General features: G+C 39.9%; 16 protein-coding genes. 13 read left to right on the top strand and 3 right to left on the bottom strand.

Annotated features, from left to right (window positions below):
• Window positions 1–29: 29 nt before the first annotated feature.
• A complete protein-coding gene (gene mutY, locus CI959_RS12875) occupies window positions 30–1,109 on the bottom strand; it encodes an A/G-specific adenine glycosylase (RefSeq protein WP_005854609.1) in 1,080 nt (359 codons plus the stop codon).
• Window positions 1,110–1,298: 189 nt separating this feature from the next.
• On the opposite strand from mutY, the gene CI959_RS12870 reads away from it, so the two are divergent.
• From CI959_RS12870 to CI959_RS12815, 12 genes are all read left to right on the top strand, one after another.
• Window positions 1,299–1,571, top strand: coding sequence for an HU family DNA-binding protein (locus CI959_RS12870; protein ID WP_005854607.1), 273 nt, complete (start codon window positions 1,299–1,301; stop codon window positions 1,569–1,571).
• A gap of 224 nt (window positions 1,572–1,795) precedes the next feature.
• On the top strand, window positions 1,796–3,373 hold the full coding sequence (locus tag CI959_RS12865) for an Rne/Rng family ribonuclease (RefSeq protein WP_005854603.1): 1,578 nt from the start codon (window positions 1,796–1,798) through the stop codon (window positions 3,371–3,373).
• A gap of 201 nt (window positions 3,374–3,574) precedes the next feature.
• Window positions 3,575–5,506: a molecular chaperone DnaK gene (gene dnaK / locus CI959_RS12860; protein ID WP_005864708.1), complete on the top strand. Its 1,932-nt coding sequence runs from the start codon at window positions 3,575–3,577 to the stop codon at window positions 5,504–5,506.
• A gap of 217 nt (window positions 5,507–5,723) precedes the next feature.
• Window positions 5,724–6,284 (top strand): helix-turn-helix domain-containing protein, encoded by a 561-nt coding sequence (locus CI959_RS12855; protein WP_007571755.1) that lies wholly within the window; start codon window positions 5,724–5,726, stop codon window positions 6,282–6,284.
• A 131-nt stretch (window positions 6,285–6,415) separates the two neighbouring features.
• A complete protein-coding gene (locus CI959_RS12850) occupies window positions 6,416–7,435 on the top strand; it encodes an SIR2 family protein (protein WP_224262865.1) in 1,020 nt (339 codons plus the stop codon).
• Window positions 7,436–7,438: 3 nt separating this feature from the next.
• On the top strand, window positions 7,439–9,163 hold the full coding sequence (locus tag CI959_RS12845; protein ID WP_007571753.1) for an ATP-binding protein: 1,725 nt from the start codon (window positions 7,439–7,441) through the stop codon (window positions 9,161–9,163).
• 30 nt (window positions 9,164–9,193) lie between these two features.
• Entirely contained in the window at window positions 9,194–10,450 is a 1,257-nt protein-coding gene (locus CI959_RS12840) for a site-specific integrase (protein WP_057258660.1), read from the top strand.
• A gap of 293 nt (window positions 10,451–10,743) precedes the next feature.
• Window positions 10,744–11,103 (top strand): helix-turn-helix domain-containing protein, encoded by a 360-nt coding sequence (locus tag CI959_RS12835; RefSeq protein ID WP_057258661.1) that lies wholly within the window; start codon window positions 10,744–10,746, stop codon window positions 11,101–11,103.
• Window positions 11,103–12,473 (top strand): DUF3987 domain-containing protein, encoded by a 1,371-nt coding sequence (locus CI959_RS12830; protein ID WP_007571750.1) that lies wholly within the window; start codon window positions 11,103–11,105, stop codon window positions 12,471–12,473. Before CI959_RS12835 ends, CI959_RS12830 begins: the two co-directional genes overlap by 1 nt.
• Before the next feature lie 115 nt (window positions 12,474–12,588).
• Window positions 12,589–13,602 carry a DUF6371 domain-containing protein gene (locus CI959_RS12825; protein ID WP_007571747.1) on the top strand — a complete coding sequence of 338 codons (1,014 nt, stop codon included), beginning with the start codon at window positions 12,589–12,591 and terminating at the stop codon, window positions 13,600–13,602.
• A 149-nt stretch (window positions 13,603–13,751) separates the two neighbouring features.
• Window positions 13,752–15,299, top strand: coding sequence for a MobV family relaxase (gene mobV, locus CI959_RS12820; RefSeq protein ID WP_007571745.1), 1,548 nt, complete (start codon window positions 13,752–13,754; stop codon window positions 15,297–15,299).
• Window positions 15,300–15,423: 124 nt separating this feature from the next.
• Window positions 15,424–16,560 carry a restriction endonuclease subunit S gene (locus CI959_RS12815; RefSeq protein ID WP_095231462.1) on the top strand — a complete coding sequence of 379 codons (1,137 nt, stop codon included), beginning with the start codon at window positions 15,424–15,426 and terminating at the stop codon, window positions 16,558–16,560.
• Here the strand turns inward: CI959_RS12815 and CI959_RS12810 are convergent.
• On the bottom strand, window positions 16,555–17,115 hold the full coding sequence (locus CI959_RS12810) for a restriction endonuclease subunit S (RefSeq protein WP_229075414.1): 561 nt from the start codon (window positions 17,113–17,115) through the stop codon (window positions 16,555–16,557). The genes CI959_RS12815 and CI959_RS12810 overlap by 6 nt on opposite strands.
• Before the next feature lie 92 nt (window positions 17,116–17,207).
• On the opposite strand from CI959_RS12810, the gene CI959_RS12805 reads away from it, so the two are divergent.
• A complete protein-coding gene (locus CI959_RS12805) occupies window positions 17,208–18,011 on the top strand; it encodes a tyrosine-type recombinase/integrase (protein ID WP_057258663.1) in 804 nt (267 codons plus the stop codon).
• 30 nt (window positions 18,012–18,041) lie between these two features.
• Here CI959_RS12805 and CI959_RS12800 read toward each other — a convergent pair whose 3' ends face one another.
• Entirely contained in the window at window positions 18,042–19,478 is a 1,437-nt protein-coding gene (locus CI959_RS12800) for a restriction endonuclease subunit S (RefSeq protein ID WP_095231461.1), read from the bottom strand.
• Window positions 19,479–19,538: the final 60 nt, after the last annotated feature.

Below are 19,538 nucleotides of genomic sequence, written 5' to 3'. Positions count from 1 at the left end.
CATACAAAGAAACACAAATTCAATCATTCTCACAAGTTTCCGTTTAATTTCTCTAAATAAATATGTATCAGCCGGGGAACGGCATACTTCTCAATATCCCGACAAGGCAGAGAGAGGTAATTCCCCAAGGATTCCGGAACCTGCTCTATCTCTATTTGATAGAAAGAAGCGTATAAAATTTGATGGGAGAGCGTATGCTTTACATTCGATAACCCTTGGGTGATACTCAATTTTCCAGCATCTCCCAATAGGTTACGGAAGGCTTGCGTCTCACACAAACCGGAAAAATCCATCGCATGATCCGTCTCGATCAATGGAAATTCATACAAACCGGTCCAGATATCCTTCCCCGTCCGTCTGTTCATCCAAGTTTGTTCTTTATATATAATGTATAGATAGTGGAAATAACGATCCCTTGTCTTCGTCTTATTTTGTTTCACCGGATAAGCTTGCACATTGCCGGAAGCGAACGCCACGCATTTATCTTTTAGCGGGCACACCCCGCAGTCCGGGTTTTGAGGAACACATTGCAAAGCACCCAATTCCATGATCGCCTGATTATGCGTCCCTGCGTTCTTAGGGTCCAAGATCATTCCGGCCAGTTCCGCAAATTGCTTTTTACCCTTCGTGGTGTCGATCGGCGTATCTACGGCAAACAAACGGGAAAGTACCCGGTACACATTTCCATCCACGACCGGACACGGTTGGTTCCAAGCAAAGGAGACGATCGCCGCCGCCGTATACTCCCCGATACCTTTCAAGGATAATACCTCTTTATAATTCTCCGGGAAAACCCCGTTAAACCGCTCCATGATAGATTTAGCCGCCGCATGTAAGTTACGAGCCCGGCTATAATACCCCAAGCCCTGCCAATATTTCAGCACCTCATCCTCTTCCGCCACCGCTAGAGATGCCACATCCGGGAAACGTTCGGTAAAACGCAAAAAATACTCCAATCCCTGTACAACCCGGGTTTGTTGCAATATAATCTCCGATATCCAGATGATATAAGGGTCTCTCGTTTCCCTCCAAGGAAGCTCTCTTTTATAGGTTTCATACCACTCAACCAATATCCGGCTGATTTCTAACTCACTTTCATACTGTAACATAACTGCTCCCTTTCTCACTTTTCAACATCATAACTATTTGATTACCGCAAACATACATATATATTACGAATCGAGAAGAATCTTTTTATTTAAAAATTGAAGCTCAATTCTTTTTCCACTTAAATAAAAAGCTATATATTTGCATTCCAAAAAATTAATAGGTCAAAATCAATTAATTAATTTATAGACATGACTAAAGCAGATATTGTTAGCGAGATTTCAAAAAGCACTGGTATCGACAAACAGACAGTGCTAGCAAGCGTTGAGTCCTTCATGGATATCGTAAAAAGTTCTTTAGCCCAAGGCGAAAACGTTTACTTGAGAGGTTTCGGAAGTTTCGTTATTAAGAAGAGAGCTCAAAAGACAGCTCGTAATATTTCAAAAAATACTACGATCATCATCCCGGAACACAACATTCCGTCATTCAAGCCGGCTAAGACTTTTATTGGTGAAGTTAAGTAATTAATTATTATACGTTTAATTTAAAATTTTAAAGCGATGCCTAGCGGAAAGAAAAGAAAAAGACATAAAATGTCTACGCACAAGCGCAAAAAGAGACTGAAGAAGAATAGACATAAGAAGAAATAAGTCTATCTAACGAACTCTAAAGAACAAACTTAATAAGTGACCTTTTAAGTTTGTTCTTTGCGTATTTTATAAGGTCTGATCTTAAAAACACATCTTAAGTGATTAGTGAATTAGTAGTTGATGTACAGCCCAAAGAGGTATCTATCGCCGTCTTGGAGGACAAGAGCCTTGTGGAGCTCCAAAAGGAGGCCCGCAACGTCTCGTTCGCTGTTGGTGATATCTATCTAGGTAAGGTTAAGAAACTGATGCCGGGCTTAAACGCTGCGTTCATTGATGTCGGTTACAAAAAGGATGCGTTTCTTCACTATTTGGACTTAGGTCCTAACTTCAACACCCAACAGAAATATTTAAAGCAATTGCTGAGCGATCCCAAAAAGGCGCCGGTACTGTCGAAAACTCAGATTCTACCGGAGATCGAAAAGAACGGGAGTATTAGCGACGTGCTGAAAGTAGGACAAGAGGTGTTGGTTCAAATTGCTAAAGAGCCTATCTCGACGAAAGGTCCCCGATTGACTTCCGAGCTTTCTTTTGCCGGAAGATATATCGTGCTGATACCGTTCGCCGATAAAGTATCTGTCTCCACCAAAATTAAATCAAGCGAGGAACGAGCCCGTTTGCGCCAGTTAATCCAAAGTATCAAACCGAAGAATTTCAGTGTTATCGTACGGACATCCTCGGAGGGCAAGCGTGTCGCAGAGCTTGATCATGAATTGAAGACATTGATGAAACGATGGGAAGATAATATCGTGAAGGTGCCTAAACTCAAAGCTCCGGCTATTATTTATGAGGAAACGGCACGTACCGTAGCTTTGCTTCGGGATATATTCAACCCCTCTTTCCAAAATATTTATGTAAATGACAAGGAGGTCTATAATAATGTCCGCGACTATGTAAGCTTGATCGCACCGGGACGGGAAGAAATCGTACAGTTATATACGGGAGAGCTTCCTATCTTCGACAACTTTGCGGTCACCAAGCAAATCAAGTCGCTATTCGGACGAACTGTCACTTACAAGAGTGGAGCTTACTTGATTATCGAGCACACGGAAGCTATGCACGTTATCGACGTGAACAGCGGGAACCGTTCCAAAGGCAGCGATGCCCAAGAGAAGACAGCTATCGACGTAAATATAGCCGCCGCCGATGAGATCGCCCGTCAGCTCCGCTTACGAGACATGGGAGGTATCATCGTCATAGACTTTATCGATATGGCAGAGGCTGCCAACCGGCAAAAGCTATTTGAACACATGACAAAGGCAATGGCAAATGACCGGGCTAAACACAATATCCTTCCTCTTAGTAAGTTTGGCTTGATGCAGATTACCCGTCAGCGGGTACGTCCGGCAATGGACGTGGATACGTCAGAAGACTGCCCATCCTGTTTCGGAACAGGAACGGTTAAGCCTTCCATCCTGTTTACCGACAGCCTGGAAGAAAAAATAGATTGCTTAGTAAACAAACATCACGTGAAGAAATTCACCCTGCATGTACATCCGTATGTCGCAGCGTATGTGAACAAGGGGTTGTTCCCCTTGAGCATGAAGTGGAAAATGAAGTACACACATGGTTTAAAAGTTATTCCCAATCAAAGTCTCGCCTTTCTTGAATACAAATTCTTTGATGCCGACAAGAATGAGCTTGACATGAAAGAAGAAAAGGAAATAATCAACAAATAACAAGAGAAGCCCCGGGCCTATTAAAACGGTTCCGGGGCTTTCTGTATTCTGCCAAACCGCCAAAATGTCACGATTCATGACACGTATTATTTATTTTCAAACCCAAACTTCTTTGGCACGGCATTTGTTGAATACTATGTGAATCCTTTAAACAAGGAGGATGACGGACGATGAATAATAACAATTAAAATATTTACAATCATGGGAAAGATTATTGGAATCGACTTAGGAACAACCAACTCTTGTGTTGCCGTATTGGAAGGTAACGAACCGGTTGTTATCGCGAACAGCGAAGGTAAAAGAACAACACCTTCAATCGTAGCTTTCGTAGAAGGCGGCGAGCGTAAGGTAGGTGATCCCGCAAAACGTCAGGCTATCACCAATCCTGAAAAGACTATATTCTCTATCAAACGTTTCATGGGTGAAACTTATGACCAAGTACAAAAGGAAATCAATCGCGTTCCTTATAAAGTAGTGCGTGGTGATAACAACACTCCTCGTGTAGATATCGAAGGACGTTTGTATACTCCGCAGGAAATCTCAGCGATGATCCTGCAGAAAATGAAAAAGACAGCTGAGGATTATTTGGGACAGGAAGTAACGGAAGCCGTTATCACAGTACCTGCTTACTTTAGTGACGCTCAACGTCAGGCTACGAAAGAGGCTGGTGAGATCGCAGGTTTAACCGTACGCCGTATCGTAAACGAACCGACTGCCGCTTCTTTAGCTTATGGTTTGGATAAGACGAACAAAGACATGAAGATCGCCGTATTCGACTTAGGTGGTGGTACATTCGATATCTCCATCCTTGAGTTAGGTGACGGCGTATTCGAGGTAAAATCAACAAACGGTGATACTCACCTAGGTGGTGATGACTTCGACCACGTAATCATCGACTGGTTGGCTGAAGAATTCGAACGAGAGGAAGGCGTAGACTTACGTAAAGACCCGATGGCTTTACAACGTTTAAAAGAAGCTGCCGAGAAAGCGAAGATCGAGTTGTCAAGTACGACTAGCACGGAGATCAACTTGCCGTATATCATGCCGGTAAACGGTATTCCAAAGCACTTGGTTAAGACTTTGACTCGTGCTAAATTCGAACAATTGGCTGACGGTCTGATCCAAGCATGTATCGAACCGTGCCGTCAATCCTTGAAAGACGCAGGTTTATCAACTTCTGATATCGACGAAGTGATCTTGGTAGGTGGTTCTACTCGTATCCCGGCTGTACAGGCTATCGTTGAGAAATTCTTCGGTAAAGCTCCGTCTAAGGGCGTTAACCCGGATGAAGTAGTAGCCGTAGGCGCAGCGATCCAAGGTGGTGTATTGACAGGTGAGGTTAAAGACGTATTGCTGTTGGATGTTACTCCGCTGTCTTTAGGTATTGAGACAATGGGTGGTGTAATGACTAAATTGATCGAGTCTAACACGACCATCCCGACCAAGAAGTCCGAGACATTTACGACTGCCGTAGACAATCAGCCTTCTGTTGAGATCCACATCTTGCAAGGTGAGCGTTCTTTGGCTAAAGATAACAAGTCTATCGGTCGTTTCCACCTAGATGGAATACCTGCCGCACAACGTGGTGTCCCTCAGATCGAGGTTACATTCGATATCGACGCCAACGGTATCTTGAACGTATCCGCCAAGGATAAAGGAACCGGTAAAGTACAAAGTATCCGTATCGAGGCTTCCAGCGGTTTGAGCGATGATGAGGTTAAGCGTATGAAAGAAGAGGCTGCCGCAAACGCAGAGGCCGATAAGAAAGAGAAAGAGCGTATCGATAAATTGAATCAAGCGGATAGCATGATCTTCCAGACCGAGAAACAATTGAAAGATCTTGGCGACAAGCTTCCGGCAGACAAGAAAGCTCCGATCGAAGGTGCCTTGAACAAATTGAAAGAAGCTCATAAGGCTCAGGATATCGCAGGTATCGATGCTGCTATGGCAGAATTGAACAGCGTATTCCAAGCAGCTAGCCAAGAAATGTACAACGCTCAAGGTGGCGGCGCTCAAGGCGGTCCGCAAGCAGATCCTAACTTCGGTGGTCAACAAGCTGGCGGTAATGCAGGTAGCAGCAACAACAGCAAAGACGGTAACGTTACGGACGTTGACTTTGAGGAAGTGAAATAAGTTGCGATAAACAACGATAACTAAAAATAGGAATGCAGGGTGTAACTCAATGAGTTATGCCCTATTTCTTTTTATATCACTTTTCCTTGACTTTGCTTGTTATTCGGATTTTTATTATATATTTGTACCATAATTGTACCGACACTTAAAAGTAGATAATGTGACATCTATAAAAACAGCGGTATTGAGAATGAAGAATATAAGTAAAATGTAGGTTATGCCAGCAGCAAAATTTGAAATAACACGTCAATGCAAGGTTTGTGGAGAAACCTTTGTAGCTAAAACCATTGAATCGTGGTATTGCACTCCCAAATGTTCCAAGATTGCGTGGAAAAGGCGTAAGGATGAAGAACAGAGATTGCAAAGGTTGGACGAAGTGGTTAAGAAGATACCCAAGTCCAAAGAGTATATCACAGTTCCTGAAGCATACGCTTTGTTTGGCATAAGCAAGGAAACTCTTTATCGTTTAATTCGTAAGGGTACAATCCCAAGTGTGAATGCCGGAGAAAGGCAGACTTTACTATCAAAAGAAGAATTGATGAAACTCTATCCTCTCCGAAAGAAAACTCTCACAAAGCCAAAGCCTATTGCCAAGCTGTATAGTCTGGAGCCAAAGGACTGTTATACTATTGGCGAAATCACAGAAAAGTTTCTTGTGAATGAAAGCACTGTTTACCTTCATATACGCAAGTATTCCATTCCTACCAGACAGATAGGTAACTTTGTTTATGTACCAAAGAAAGAAATTGATAATCTATATAAAGGTGTGAAGCGATGAAGAAAGCATTAGTACATGAGTATCGATTAAATATCTCAACTAAGTAATTGCACAACGATAGAAATTCGCATAAATGCATACAACGTAGTACTTTAATTGAGATTTTTATCAAATAAATGTTTTTAATGAATATGGAAAAGAAAGACATATTTCAAGATATTCAAAACATACGAAGTTCCAATCCTGTAATTGTATTGGGAAGTGGAGCATCTGTTTCCTATGGCATACCAGGAATGGGTGTTTTAGCAAATGAGTTAAAAAACTTCTTTAAATCAAATCCATATTATGATACAGCTACTAATGATGTCGTTAGTGATTTCATAAAGCTTTTAGATTCAGGTGTAGGTTTGGAAGCTGCATTGCTGGATGTTAAGGTTCCTGAAATTGTTGAAGCAGATATAGTAAATATTGTCTGGAAGGTTATTATTGAATCCGATGCAAAAGTCTATGAAAGGTTTATAAGTGGAGAAGATATTAATCTAAGACAACTATTTGATTATATTATATATGGAGATCCGAATAAAACGCTAAATGTAATCTCAACCAATTATGATAGGATTGCCGAGTATGCAGCTTGTCAAACTGACGCTTACATTAATATAGGTTTTACTCACGGACTGATGGGAAAGTTAAAAGATAATATTATGCTAAATCCTAAAAAGCCGGAGGCTGATTATACTGGATTTATTAATATCTTGAAAGTTCACGGTTCCCTAGACTGGTATAGGAGAGATGGAATCATTTGCAATATCCCCAATTCTGTCAATATTCCATTAGGGTTTACACCATGTATCGTAACTCCAGGAACTAATAAATACGAACGTACTCAAGAGGAACCACATAGACAACTTTTATCAGCTGTGGACAAAATCTTTGAAAGTGCCCAAAACTATGTTTGTATTGGTTATGGTTTTAATGACAAACATGTTCAAGAAATGTTGCTTAAATATGCCAAAAAGAGAAAGGCAAAAATACTGATTGTTACCAAAGAAATTACAAATTCAATAAAAGAAAATGTAATAGATAAAGGATATGATTATATCGCTATTTGTAGTGATGGTGCTAAGGGTACTGTTTTTCATACAAATAGTGATTCTATAATTGTTGATGACAAAATATATTGGACTATAGAAGGATTAATGGAAATATAAAAAATGGAAAGTATAGTATTAAGATATGATAAAGGTGAGTCAATAGGCTCAATAAATAGTGTAGACACAGGTATGGCAACAGCCATTATAGATTCTGACGATGTTCTGTCCCAGTTACAAATTAATCAACTTATAGCTATTCAAAGTCCGAAATCTGGTCGTTACATTATAGCAATGATAGTAAAAATCTATCGCAAGGCTACTGATATGACTTTGAATGATGACGAGGATGAAGAAGATACTTCTTCGGCATTTAACCAAGTTAGGTTAGTTTTTGTGGGTGAATTTATGGACAAAGCTGGAGAGCAAAGTAACGTGTTCAGAAGAAACGTTAGTGCAGTTCCATCTATAAGTGCCTTATGTTATAAGATTGAAGGAACACGTCTCACAGACCTCATGCAAACAATATCCAACAAATTAGCGACTTCCATCAGTCCTCTTGCAATAGGGAAATATACAATGGATGAAAGTTCTATAGCATATATGGATGGAGATAAACTATTTCAACGACATGCTGCTATTGTGGGTTCTACAGGGAGTGGTAAATCTTTTTGTGTTGCATGTATTGTTGAACAAATGGCTAAATTAAAACATTCTAATGCAATTTTGTTTGATATCCACGGAGAATACTCCTCTACTGATTTCAAAATAGATGGCATCAAACAATATAAAATTGCAACACCAGGAGATTTGGCTACCTCTGAAAAACTCAACAACAATATACTTATGGTACCCTATTGGCTCTTAAATTATGAGGAAATGCAGGCATTGTTATTAGATCGTAGTGACCAAAATGCACCAAATCAAGCAATGATATTCTCTCGTGAAGTTCTTGCCGAAAAAGAAAAAGGTGTAGAAGGAACAATATATGAACATCTGATTACTGTTGATAGTCCCGTAGCTTACGACTTGCAAACAGTGTTAACTCGGCTAAAGTCCAAAGACGAAGAAATGGTACCTGGTGCAAGAGCCGGTTCTGAAAAGCTAGGCCCATACAATGGGAAGTTAACACGGTTCAATCAAAGACTGGAGAATAAACTTTCAGATAAGAGAATGGGATTTATGTTCAGTTTACAAACAGAAGAAAAATCGCAAAATTGGCTCAAAGATTTCGCCAGAGTTCTGATGAAGGCTGATGGTGGGGTCAAGGTTATAGATATGTCAGAAGTACCATCAGATGTACTTCCTTTAGTAATTGGTCTATTGGCAAGAATTGTATTTACTGTTCAACAATGGAGTTCAATGGAACATCGTCATCCAATAGCACTATTATGTGATGAAGCACACTTATATGTTCAGCAATCTATTTCACAAGATGCTGTTGCAGAAATAGGTTTGAAAAGTTTTGAACGAATAGCGAAGGAAGGACGAAAATATGGAGTTGGTCTTGTGATAATCAGTCAAAGACCTTCAGAAGTAAATCGTACAGTACTAAGCCAATGTAATAATTTTATTAGTCTTCGACTTACAAATGTGGATGATCAAAATGTGATTAAACGACTACTACCAGATAATCTTGGTAATATTGCCGACAATCTTTCTTTGCTTGACATCGCAGAAGCAATTATTGTTGGTGATGCTACATTATTACCGTCTAGAGTAAAAATAAATGAACCTTCAATCAAACCATCAAGTCAAACAGTTCCTTTCTGGAGTATTTGGGGGAAAGATAATTCTGATCAAGATTTGTCAGAAGCTATATGCAATATGATTAAACAATCTAAGTGAAAGTAATTACTATGTCAAGGATATGAAGCGATGAAGAAAGCATTAGTTAATACACGTGTGTCGGTAAAGCTCCGCAAGTCTGAATATCGTGATGAATGGTATCTTTATGTGGAATCTTATCCTGTATTCCAATCTGGAAAACATACGCCACAAAGAGTGCGTGAATATCTCAATCGTACCATTACAACACCTATTTGGGATAAATCACGCAATGCAAGGACTAATGCCGAAGGCAAAACTACTTATAAGCCGAAGCGAGATTTAAACGGTGTTATTCAATGCAAGTCGCAATTAGACCAAGAATCATGTATCTATGCCGATAAAGTCAGAAGCCTAAGACAAAAGGAATACGACAATGCAGCTTTATATGCCGATACCGATGCAGAACAGGCGGAGCAGTTGGAACGCTCCCGAAGTAATTTTATTGAGTACTTCGACCATGTGCAACGAACAAGACATGCCCATAGTTCCGATTCTATTATTGTCAATTGGAGGCGAGTACATGAGTTACTGAAGATATTTGCAAAAAGTGATACCATTCTCTTTTCGCAGATAGACTTAAAGCTGGTTGAATCGTTCCGTCAATTCATAATGAACGCACCGCAAGGTGGTACTAAACGAGGTACAATTTCTCAAAATACAGCATCAACATACTTCTCAATTTTCAAGGCAGGATTGAAACAAGCCTTTATAGATGGCTATCTGACTATTGATATTGCAGCGAAAGTCAAAGGCATTCAGGAAAGGGAGAGTCGCAGAGAATACCTGACAATAGAAGAGTTGAACCGACTGGCACAAACTCCGTGTGACCCATTATTGAAACGAGCCGCACTCTTTTCAGCATTAACAGGAATCCGACATTGCGACATTCAGAAATTGAAATGGTCGGAGGTGGAACAATTCAATGGTGGTTATCGGCTGAACTTTACGCAACAAAAGACAAAAGGTGTTGAGTATATGCCAATTTCAGAGCAAGCATATAATCTTTGCGGAGAGCAAAAAGAAGGAGAATTATTAGTGTTTGCCGGATTACCTGACCCATCATGGATAAATCGCCCTGTTAAAAAATGGGTTGAAGCTGCCGGAATTACCAAGCACATTACCTTCCATTGCTTTAGGCACAGCTACGCTACCCTTCAACTGGCTGGAGGAACGGACATTTATACCGTTAGCAAAATGTTGGGGCATACCAATGTACGAACCACTCAAGTGTATGCCAAGGTTGTAGATGAGAAAAAGGAGAAAGCAACAGAAACTATCAAATTAGCTTTATCACAAACGGAATAAAAGTGTTGTCCCACTTGATAGGCATAGCCATCTGCGTAGATTCTGCGTGGGTGGCTTTTTGTTTTTACCTATGAGCTGTTATTATGACCACCTAATGATTTCCTTATGATTGGGTACATTACCATAAAAAACTACTACTGACGTTTTTCATCATTTGCATTGATAATCAATACATATTCCTTATGGTATTTCTGTTTCGCTGCTGTTTCTTTATGTGACACAGTCCATCATAAAATCAGTATGCTAAATCACGATTACTTTGCCGAAAAATCAAACATAAATCAGATAGCAGTATGAGTGAAAAGAACATTACTTTTGAAGATTTACCCAAGGCAATGTCGTGGATGATGGATAAATTGAATGAACTGGATTCTAAGATTGACGGTCTCAACACTCAAAGTCCGAGTATTCCAACCGAGCAATGGATGAACTTAAAGGAGTTGTGCGATTATATTCCCAGTCATCCGGCAGAGCAAACAGTATATGGATGGACAAGCTGCCACCAAATCCCATTTCATAAAAGAGGTAAACGTATCATGTTTCTAAAATCGGAGATTGATGCGTGGCTTCGAGATGGCAAGGTAAAGTCCGAAAAAGACTTGGAGGACGAAGCTGCCCGATTCATAAAGTCTAAAAGAAACAACCGATTCTAATGGATTCACTCGATTTATGCAATGCAATCAGAATGGAATTTGGAGGGATACTTGAAGACAAGATTCCTTTGAATGCTTTTCCTGCTAAAATTCAGGATATGGTATTGGCATTGGCACGACAAGAGAATTATTCCATTGAATATATGATGGCTTCTCTTTTGGCGGCAATTTCAACAGCCATCGGTAATGCTGTCAATATCCGTATTCGTGGTGGCTGGATAAGTAATCCTGCCCTCTATATGATATTGGTTGGCCGCCCCGGAATGGGCAAAACTCCCCCGTTAGACTTTGCTTTTCGCCCAATTCGCAAGCATGATGCCAAAGCTGTCAAACAATTCAAGTCTGATATGGAGCAATATAATAATATGGTAGAGGACAACAAAGGGAAGAAGGAAAATTGCACTCCATTGCCAGAAAAACCGATTTTGCGAAGAACCATAATATCCGACTTTACCCCAGAAGCTTTAATGCGTGCGCTTGATGACAACCAGCGTGGTATTGTGGTATATGTGGATGAAATTATGGGAATGTTCAATGCTGTGAATCAATACAGCAAAGGGCAACTTATTGAACAGTTATTGACTGCATTCAGCGGAAAACCTTTAGACATTTCCAGATGCAGTATGCCCATACCTATTCACATAGAGCATCCTTTTATAAATATGGTAGGTACGATGCAGACCACCCGAATGCACGAACTTACAGATAAAGGCTATAAGGACAATGGGTTGATTGATAGAATAATTTTTGTTTATCCGTCTTCACAGGAAATATCAGATTGGCAAGATGAAGAAAACGCTTTTACCACTTTTGACAAATACTCGTCTATGTGGGAAAATATCATCAACAAAGTGATGAGTTTGCCTTTTATAGTAAATGAGGATGGCGAAATAGTTCCTGACATTTTGGACTTTTCTTCGGAAGCAAAAGCCTATTTTACCAATTGGCGCAATGATGCTATTCATGCAGTCAATCAAATCCAAGATGACGGCTTGGTGGATAGCAGAATAATGAAAGCTCCGATGATTACAGCACGATTGGCTTTGGTTATGCAAATCTTCCGCTGGGCTTGTGGTGAGGTTCATAAAGATTTTGTGGACATCGATTCAATCAAATCAGCTATTGCATTAAGCGATTACTTTGAAAGTTGTTATGCCGACATTCAGAAATATATGTTGGTAGAGGGCATTGAACCACAAAAGAAAGAATTGCTTGATTGTCTTTCTGCAACATTCACAACTGCCGATGCCATTCAAGCAGGAAAAGAAGTGGGGCTTTCCGAACGCTCTGTAATGTATTCTTTGGTCAGCCTTACCACGAATAAGATAATCAAGAAAATTAAGAGAGGGGAATATGAGAAACTGCAATAACCTATCCCCATTGCATCTTGCAGTTGTTGCAGTTTGCACTTTCGTATCATCCGTTTTCCTGCAAAACTGCAAGAACTGCAAACTGCACGGACTGCAATTATAAAAAATATCAAGCATGAATGAATACCGATTTACCCTTCAAAAATATAAGCGAGGCTCTAAACTTTCATGTCCTCAGTGTGGAAAGAAACAATGTTTTATACGTTACGTTGATACTCAAGGGGAAGTTTCGTTTCCTGACTATGTAGGCAGATGCGACCATGAGCAGTCGTGCAAATACCATTATACGCCCTCTGATTATTTCAAGGATAATCCAACGCTGATAGAAAAAGGTTCCAATTATGGCATTGAACATGCTAAGCCACAGCCACATTCATTGCCACCTACTTCCTTTATTGATAAAGAACTAATGGAGCGAACACTTACCAATTACACAATGAATCCTTTGTACATTTATCTGGTAGGTATATTGGGCAAGGATGAAACAAAGCGAATATTCCATTTATATCGTGTTGGCACATCAAAAAAATGGGGCGGCTCTACTGTCTACTGGCAGATTGATAGGCAAGGCTACGTGCGAACCGGAAAGATAATGTTGTATGATTCAACAACAGGACATCGGACAAAAGAGCCGAGAAGTTATGTAAGTTGGGTACATACCGAGTTGAACCTTGTCGACTACAATCTAAAGCAATGTTTGTTTGGTGAGCATCTGTTGTCTGATAATCCTGCCAAACCGATTGCTATAGTAGAGAGTGAGAAGTCTGCTTTGATAGCCACTCATTATATGCCGGAATTTATATGGCTGGCTACTGGTGGAATGCACGGCTGCTTCAAAGCAGATGCGGTTGGTGTATTAAAAGGTCGGACGGTAATGTTGTGTCCGGACTTAGGAGCAAAAGAGATTTGGCAATCCAAGATGGCTATGCTCTTCTCCGTTTGCTCAAAGGTTATAATGAGTGACACATTAGAACAATGCGCTACTGATGAACAACGAAAGAAAGGATTGGACATTGCCGATTTCCTCTTGATGACCGATACACCACAAATGATTCTTTCAAAGATGATACAGCGCAATCCGGCTTTGCAGACGCTCATTGATGAATTGGGGTTAGAACTTATTGAATAACGAAGGAACTTGTTCCGGTCACTTATAGAAAGTCCATAACACAATAAGGACTTTTTGCCTGATAGCAATAAAATCCGGCTACTGCCACACTATGTGAATAGGCACAGGAGCAAGCTCCAATTATTAGAAATACGTATAAAAACGAGATTATGAATACTGATATAAAACAAGCAATGCACGTTGAAGCTGCCAAATCATTTGGCACATCAGAAGCCAACGAGAACGAAAGGCGTTGGAACGAAGATAAGGTCGATTGTAAAAATCAAGACCCTACCAACAATTATGACAAGACCAGAATGAGGCTGAATTTTGAGATTGGTCCCGATGGCAAAATACATCCGTTGGGGTATCAAGAGAAGTCTCTTGAACTCCGTTTGCAGGAACGATTGTTGGAATTAGGTTGGAAGCCATTCAAACCGGACAGTAAGATTCAACCGAACTGTTGCGCCAAATTTGTCTTTGGCGGCAATCATGAACGTACACTTGAGATGGCTTTTGGCAATCAGACCGTCAATTTAGAGAAAGGATCAGACAACAGCCATCTGCACCGCTGCGAGGAAATAGAACTTTGGGCGAAGGATGTTTATGATTGGTGTTCCCGAAGATATGGTCAGGAAAACATTGTCGGCTTTCAGGTTCACCTTGACGAGAGCAGCCCGCATATTCATGCTTTAGTTGTGCCAGTCGGTATCCGGCCTAAAAGCGGTCGTGAGTGTGTCATGTGGTCTGCAAAGTTCGGAAAGAACAGGTTTGAATATGGGCAGATATTGAAAGAAATGCACACATCGCTGTATGAGGAGGTCGGAAGTAAATACGGACTTGAACGAGGAGACAGCATATATGGGCGCAATGTGCAGCATTTGAACAAACGCGATTATATTCGTAAGCTATCAAAAGAGGCAAAACAGGCGGAGAAAGCGGTTAAGGGATTACAGACTATGATACACAGACTGGAATCGCAAATATTCAAGTCTAAATCTCAACTTGAACAGATTGACAAGGAACTGGCTTCCGGTAAAATAGCTCTTGAAGAATACAAATTTCAAAAGGCGGATATACAGAAACAGATTTCAGAATACCAATCCAAACTTGAAGACAAGGCTGACAAACTCCATACAAAAGAGCAGGAATTGAACAAACTGACCCAAGACCTTGAAAAAGCTGGCTCTGTAATACAGCCTTTCAGAAACTACAAAATTGATTTTGATCCACCTTGTATTTCGGGGAAATATCCTCTGTTTATTACGGACAAATGGATTGAGAAACAGAATCAGGAAATAGCCAAGCGTTTCAATTCGATCGTCCGCCAAATAGAGGCTCTCTATAGAAATGAAGCGGAGAGACAAGTGAAGACTGCACAGCAAAATGTATTGGCAGAGTATGGGGAATTTTATCGGTTAAAAAGGGATGTCGAACAACTTTCAAAGAACAACGATGAGTTAAAATCAATATTGGACACCATACTTGACCAACTGTCGAATCCATCACTCCGGTCAAAGATATTCGCCATAGCGGATGCTTTAGCAGGTGGAACTCCTATCAGTGTATCTTCTGGAGGAGGTGACTCTTCATCTGATATCCGATGGGATGGTCGTCAACCCGATGAAGAGGAAGAAGCCTATCGAAGAAGGTGTCTGATGTTTGCGATAGGAATGGTTAAGATTCAGAATAAAAAGAAAAGTTATAGGAGAAGATAAACGTCCTATTTGATGTGCTGTAATTAAAAACTAAAGTTGCAACACATTAAATGTTTTTAACTCATTATGTACAATACATACGCCCCATTATGAGAACGTACCGTTTGAGGTACCAAGTTCGTGGGTGTGGACAACTTTGGGAGAAATTAGTAATTATGGCGAATGTAATAATGTTTCCGTTGATAGCATAACCGATGACGACTGGGTTTTAGAACTTGAAGATTTAGAAAAGGATACAGCAAAAATCATTCAAACACTTTCTAGATCAAAAAGAAGTATTAAAGGAGTACGGCACAGATTCAACAAAGGAGATATCCTATACTCTAAATTACGCACATATCTGAATAAGGTCTTGGTCGCACCACAATCAGGATATTGTACAACTGAAATAATGCCATTCAATTCATACTGTAATGTTTCTTCATATTATCTTAATCATGTACTGCGTTCGGCATATTTTCTTGACTATACGCAACAATGTGGATATGGTGTTAAGATGCCACGCTTGAGTACAACAGATGCTTGTAATGGCATGATTCCATTGCCACCTCTTGCTGAGCAAAAGCGTATTGTGAAAGAAATTGAACACTGGTTCTCTTTGATTGACGTTATAGAAAGTGGAAAGGAAGATTTGCAGGCAACCATCAAGCAAGCCAAGAGTAAGATTCTTGACCTTGCCATTCACGGCAAACTCGTACCACAAGACCCAAACGATGAACCTGCCTCAGAACTGCTCAAACGCATCAACTCGAAGGCAGAAATCACTTGTGATAACGGGCATTATCCGAACTTGCCAAATGGATGGGTAGTTACTCCTATGCAAACTTTATGCAGCTTGACTGATGGAGAAAGGCAAAGTGAGATTGAAAGAGTAAATCTTGATGTCAAGTACCTACGTGGTGAACGAGAAACAAAAACTTTAACAGCAGGAAGATACACTCCTGCTAATACTCTATTGATATTGGTAGATGGCGAAAACTCTGGTGAAGTGTTCCGTACTCCCATCGAGGGTTATCAAGGTAGCACATTCAAACTGTTGTCTATCAACGACAATATGAATACGGATTATGTTTTACAAGTTATCAACTTACATCGTAAGACTTTACGAGAAAACAAGGTAGGTTCTGCTATTCCTCACTTGAATAAAAAACTATTCAAGGCAATCGAAGTACCTATACCTCCTTATAAGGAACAACAAAGAATAGTGAATGCGATAAACCGTGCGTTTCAGCAACTGGATATAATCACGGGAAGTTTATAGACTCTCCGTGATTATATCTAATTGGTCAAAGAGTTGATGAATAGTCTTGATTATTCGTATTTGCTCTGCATTTGGTGGCAAAGGAATGTATGTACTAACAATTTTTTCTTTTGATATGTTAGGCTGTGCTCCACCTCCTCCTAATTTTATAAATTCTTCCTTGTGAGAAAGTAAAAAATAGAAAAGATATTCTTTCTCGATTCCTTCGAATACATCACAGGCACAACAAGCCTGATTTGTTGTGGCAGCAAATGTCAATATACCAATTTTCCCTATTGTTGCACCATACATAGCTATTAGTACACTGCCTATAGGATTCAATTTTACAGATGTTTCATTCAGAGCTTTTTCGGTAATATATTCTGGTATATGTGTGATGTATCCATCATTTAAATCACCTGTTTTAAGCCATGGTATATTGCCACCATAATAAGCTTTATTCAATCTATTTGGTGTGCTTCCAGATTGCCATCTACCAATCTTTCCGAGTTCTACCCATATCCAATTCCGAGGAATATCAAAAGGTATGTTCGGATAATGCCCGATATAAACCAACCATTTTATTATGATGGGTTGGCTTCAAACCACCCCATATCATAACAGCTATACCTTATATTATTACCATACTCATTATTAATCAATGTAATATGGTAACAAAATTCAAAAATCATCTTGCCAAAACTAATTTGGCAAAGAACACCGTGACATCGTATGTGTGGACGGTAAACTATTTCCTTACTCACTATAAGGAAGTGAACAAGAAGAATCTGTTGGCTTATAAAGGCTACTTGGTGGAGAACTTCAGACCACAAACGGTAAACTTGCGACTGCAAGGCATCAACAAGTATTTGGAGTTTACAAAGCAGGACAAACTGAAAGTAAAGTTTGTCAAGGTTCAGCAGAAGAACTTTCTGGAAAACGTAATCAGCGATGCCGATTACAAATTTTTGAAAGCACAGCTAAAAGCGGATGGCTATGATGAATGGTATTTTGTGGTTTGGTTTATGGCTGCTACTGGGGCACGTGTAAGCGAACTTCTCCAAATCAAAGCGGAACATGTGCAAGTAGGGTATCTTGACCTTTATAGCAAAGGCGGTAAGATACGCCGCCTGTATATCCCCAAGACATTACGCACGGAAGCCTCCAAATGGCTCAAAGAGAAAGGTGTAAGTTCCGGTTATATCTTCCTAAACAGATTTGGCGAGCGGATTACTACTCGTGGCATTGCATCCCAACTCAAACATTTTGCCGAAAAATACGGAATGAACCGAGAGGTTGTTTACCCTCATTCTTTTCGTCATCGTTTTGCCAAGAATTTTCTTGACCGTTTCAATGACATAGCTCTGTTAGCTGACCTCATGGGGCATGAGAGTATAGAAACCACTCGTATTTATCTCCGCCGAACAGCCAGCGAACAGCAAAAAATCGTGGATAAGATTGTAAACTGGTAAATACGTTATAATCCTTAGAAGTGCATTTGACTACACTTCTAAGGACTTTTTAATATGGTCAAGAAGGGAGAATAGTTTCTCTATCTTTTGGACGATACGTTGCTGCTCGGGGAATGGAGGCAAAGGAAATAACCATTCATCTATATGACTTTTGTTTATGGATGGAGAATTATCGCCTTTCATAAATTGATTTAGTCCTGTTACAACATAATCAGAGATCATAAGGTAATAACAATACTCGGAATTAAGGTCATCAATGGGACTACATACATAAAAACCAGTTGACGCAATGCAGCCATCCACACTAACTTTAGCAATATTACGCAAATAAGGACGTACCATTGAAAATACAACATCTCCCTTTTGTGTATAACGGCTTGCTCGACTCGGTGCGTTAGCTGTTTTTATACTTTTAATTTTATTAATTATCTGCCGTTTGTTATCAATTGAATCAATATCAATATACAAAAATTCATCATTATGAGGTTTGGTAGATTTCATCGGCAAAAAGATTTGTCTTCCTTTTGCCCAGCACCAACTTTGAGGCAACTTCCACTTATGCCCGTTATCACAAGTGACTTCTGCCTTTGGATTGATGCGTTTGAGCAATTCAGAGGCAGGTTCGTCATTCGGGTCTTGCGGTACAAGTTTGCCATGAATGGCAAGGTCAAGAATCTTACTCTTGGCTTGCTTAATGGTGGTTTGCAAGTCATCTTTACCTCTTTCTATGATGTCAATCAAAGAGAACCAATGCTCAATTTCTTTCAAGATTCTTTGCTGTTCACTAATTGGTGGTAAAGGAATGTGGAAACCCTTCAATACATCAAATGGAGGAATGTTTTTAATAGCAGTACCCTTACTTTCCTTATATGCTTCTTCCTTAAGAATAAAGTCAAAGTAAAGAAGGTAAAACTGTTCTATCTCTCGGCTATAAAGTCTGATAAGCATTAAGGCTTGATTGATTATTCCTTCTTGACTATTCTGAGGCAATACATACGTTTCTCCAATAGTACCTGCACAACTTACGATAATATCATATGGTTGTATAGCAAATCCAATTAGTGAATCATATTTTTCTTTCGTTATAAAATATGAGCCAAGGGTATTATCCTTTTGTATGGCATTCTTTTGTTCATATACTTTGTATGTATCATTACTTTTGGGAACAAACATAGCTTTAGTTAGACTACTTCCGAATGGGCCTTTTTTGTAAAAAGCCAAATCTCCCAATGTACACCATACCCACGAACCTGGCACCTCAAATGGCACCTGCTCATAATGGGGCGTATCAGAAGCCTTTGTAGACTTTTTGCTCTTTTTAATTTTACCCTCTTTTATCAGTCGCTCCTTTTCTGCCTTGATACGTTCAAGGAGAACAGATGCAGGCTCATCATTCGGGTCTTGAGGGACGAGTTTACCATGAATGGCAAGGTCGAGTATCTTTTGACGTAATTTCTTAGTATCCATACCAGTTAATCTATTTGTCCAATTTTTGGTTGGACAGTTTGTGCAGTTCTTGGCTGCACA

This window comes from Parabacteroides sp. AT13, from assembly GCF_002272965.1.
Classification (GTDB): Bacteria; Bacteroidota; Bacteroidia; order Bacteroidales; family Tannerellaceae; genus Parabacteroides; species Parabacteroides distasonis.
Note: the sequence above shows the minus strand (reverse complement) of the source record. Positions and strands in the feature narration are given on the sequence as shown.

Bases quoted from the DNA above. Each gene is read 5' to 3' on its own strand.
- mutY (WP_005854609.1), bottom strand. From the start codon at position 1,109: ATGTTACAGTATGAAAGTGAGTTAGAAATCAGCCGGATATTGGTTGAG.
- CI959_RS12870 (WP_005854607.1), top strand. From the start codon at position 1,299: ATGACTAAAGCAGATATTGTTAGCGAGATTTCAAAAAGCACTGGTATC.
- dnaK (WP_005864708.1), top strand. From the start codon at position 3,575: ATGGGAAAGATTATTGGAATCGACTTAGGAACAACCAACTCTTGTGTT.
- CI959_RS12855 (WP_007571755.1), top strand. From the start codon at position 5,724: ATGCCAGCAGCAAAATTTGAAATAACACGTCAATGCAAGGTTTGTGGA.
- CI959_RS12850 (WP_224262865.1), top strand. From the start codon at position 6,416: ATGGAAAAGAAAGACATATTTCAAGATATTCAAAACATACGAAGTTCC.
- CI959_RS12845 (WP_007571753.1), top strand. From the start codon at position 7,439: ATGGAAAGTATAGTATTAAGATATGATAAAGGTGAGTCAATAGGCTCA.
- CI959_RS12840 (WP_057258660.1), top strand. From the start codon at position 9,194: ATGAAGAAAGCATTAGTTAATACACGTGTGTCGGTAAAGCTCCGCAAG.
- CI959_RS12835 (WP_057258661.1), top strand. From the start codon at position 10,744: ATGAGTGAAAAGAACATTACTTTTGAAGATTTACCCAAGGCAATGTCG.
- CI959_RS12830 (WP_007571750.1), top strand. From the start codon at position 11,103: ATGGATTCACTCGATTTATGCAATGCAATCAGAATGGAATTTGGAGGG.
- CI959_RS12825 (WP_007571747.1), top strand. From the start codon at position 12,589: ATGAATGAATACCGATTTACCCTTCAAAAATATAAGCGAGGCTCTAAA.
- mobV (WP_007571745.1), top strand. From the start codon at position 13,752: ATGAATACTGATATAAAACAAGCAATGCACGTTGAAGCTGCCAAATCA.
- CI959_RS12805 (WP_057258663.1), top strand. From the start codon at position 17,208: ATGGTAACAAAATTCAAAAATCATCTTGCCAAAACTAATTTGGCAAAG.
- CI959_RS12800 (WP_095231461.1), bottom strand. From the start codon at position 19,478: ATGGATACTAAGAAATTACGTCAAAAGATACTCGACCTTGCCATTCAT.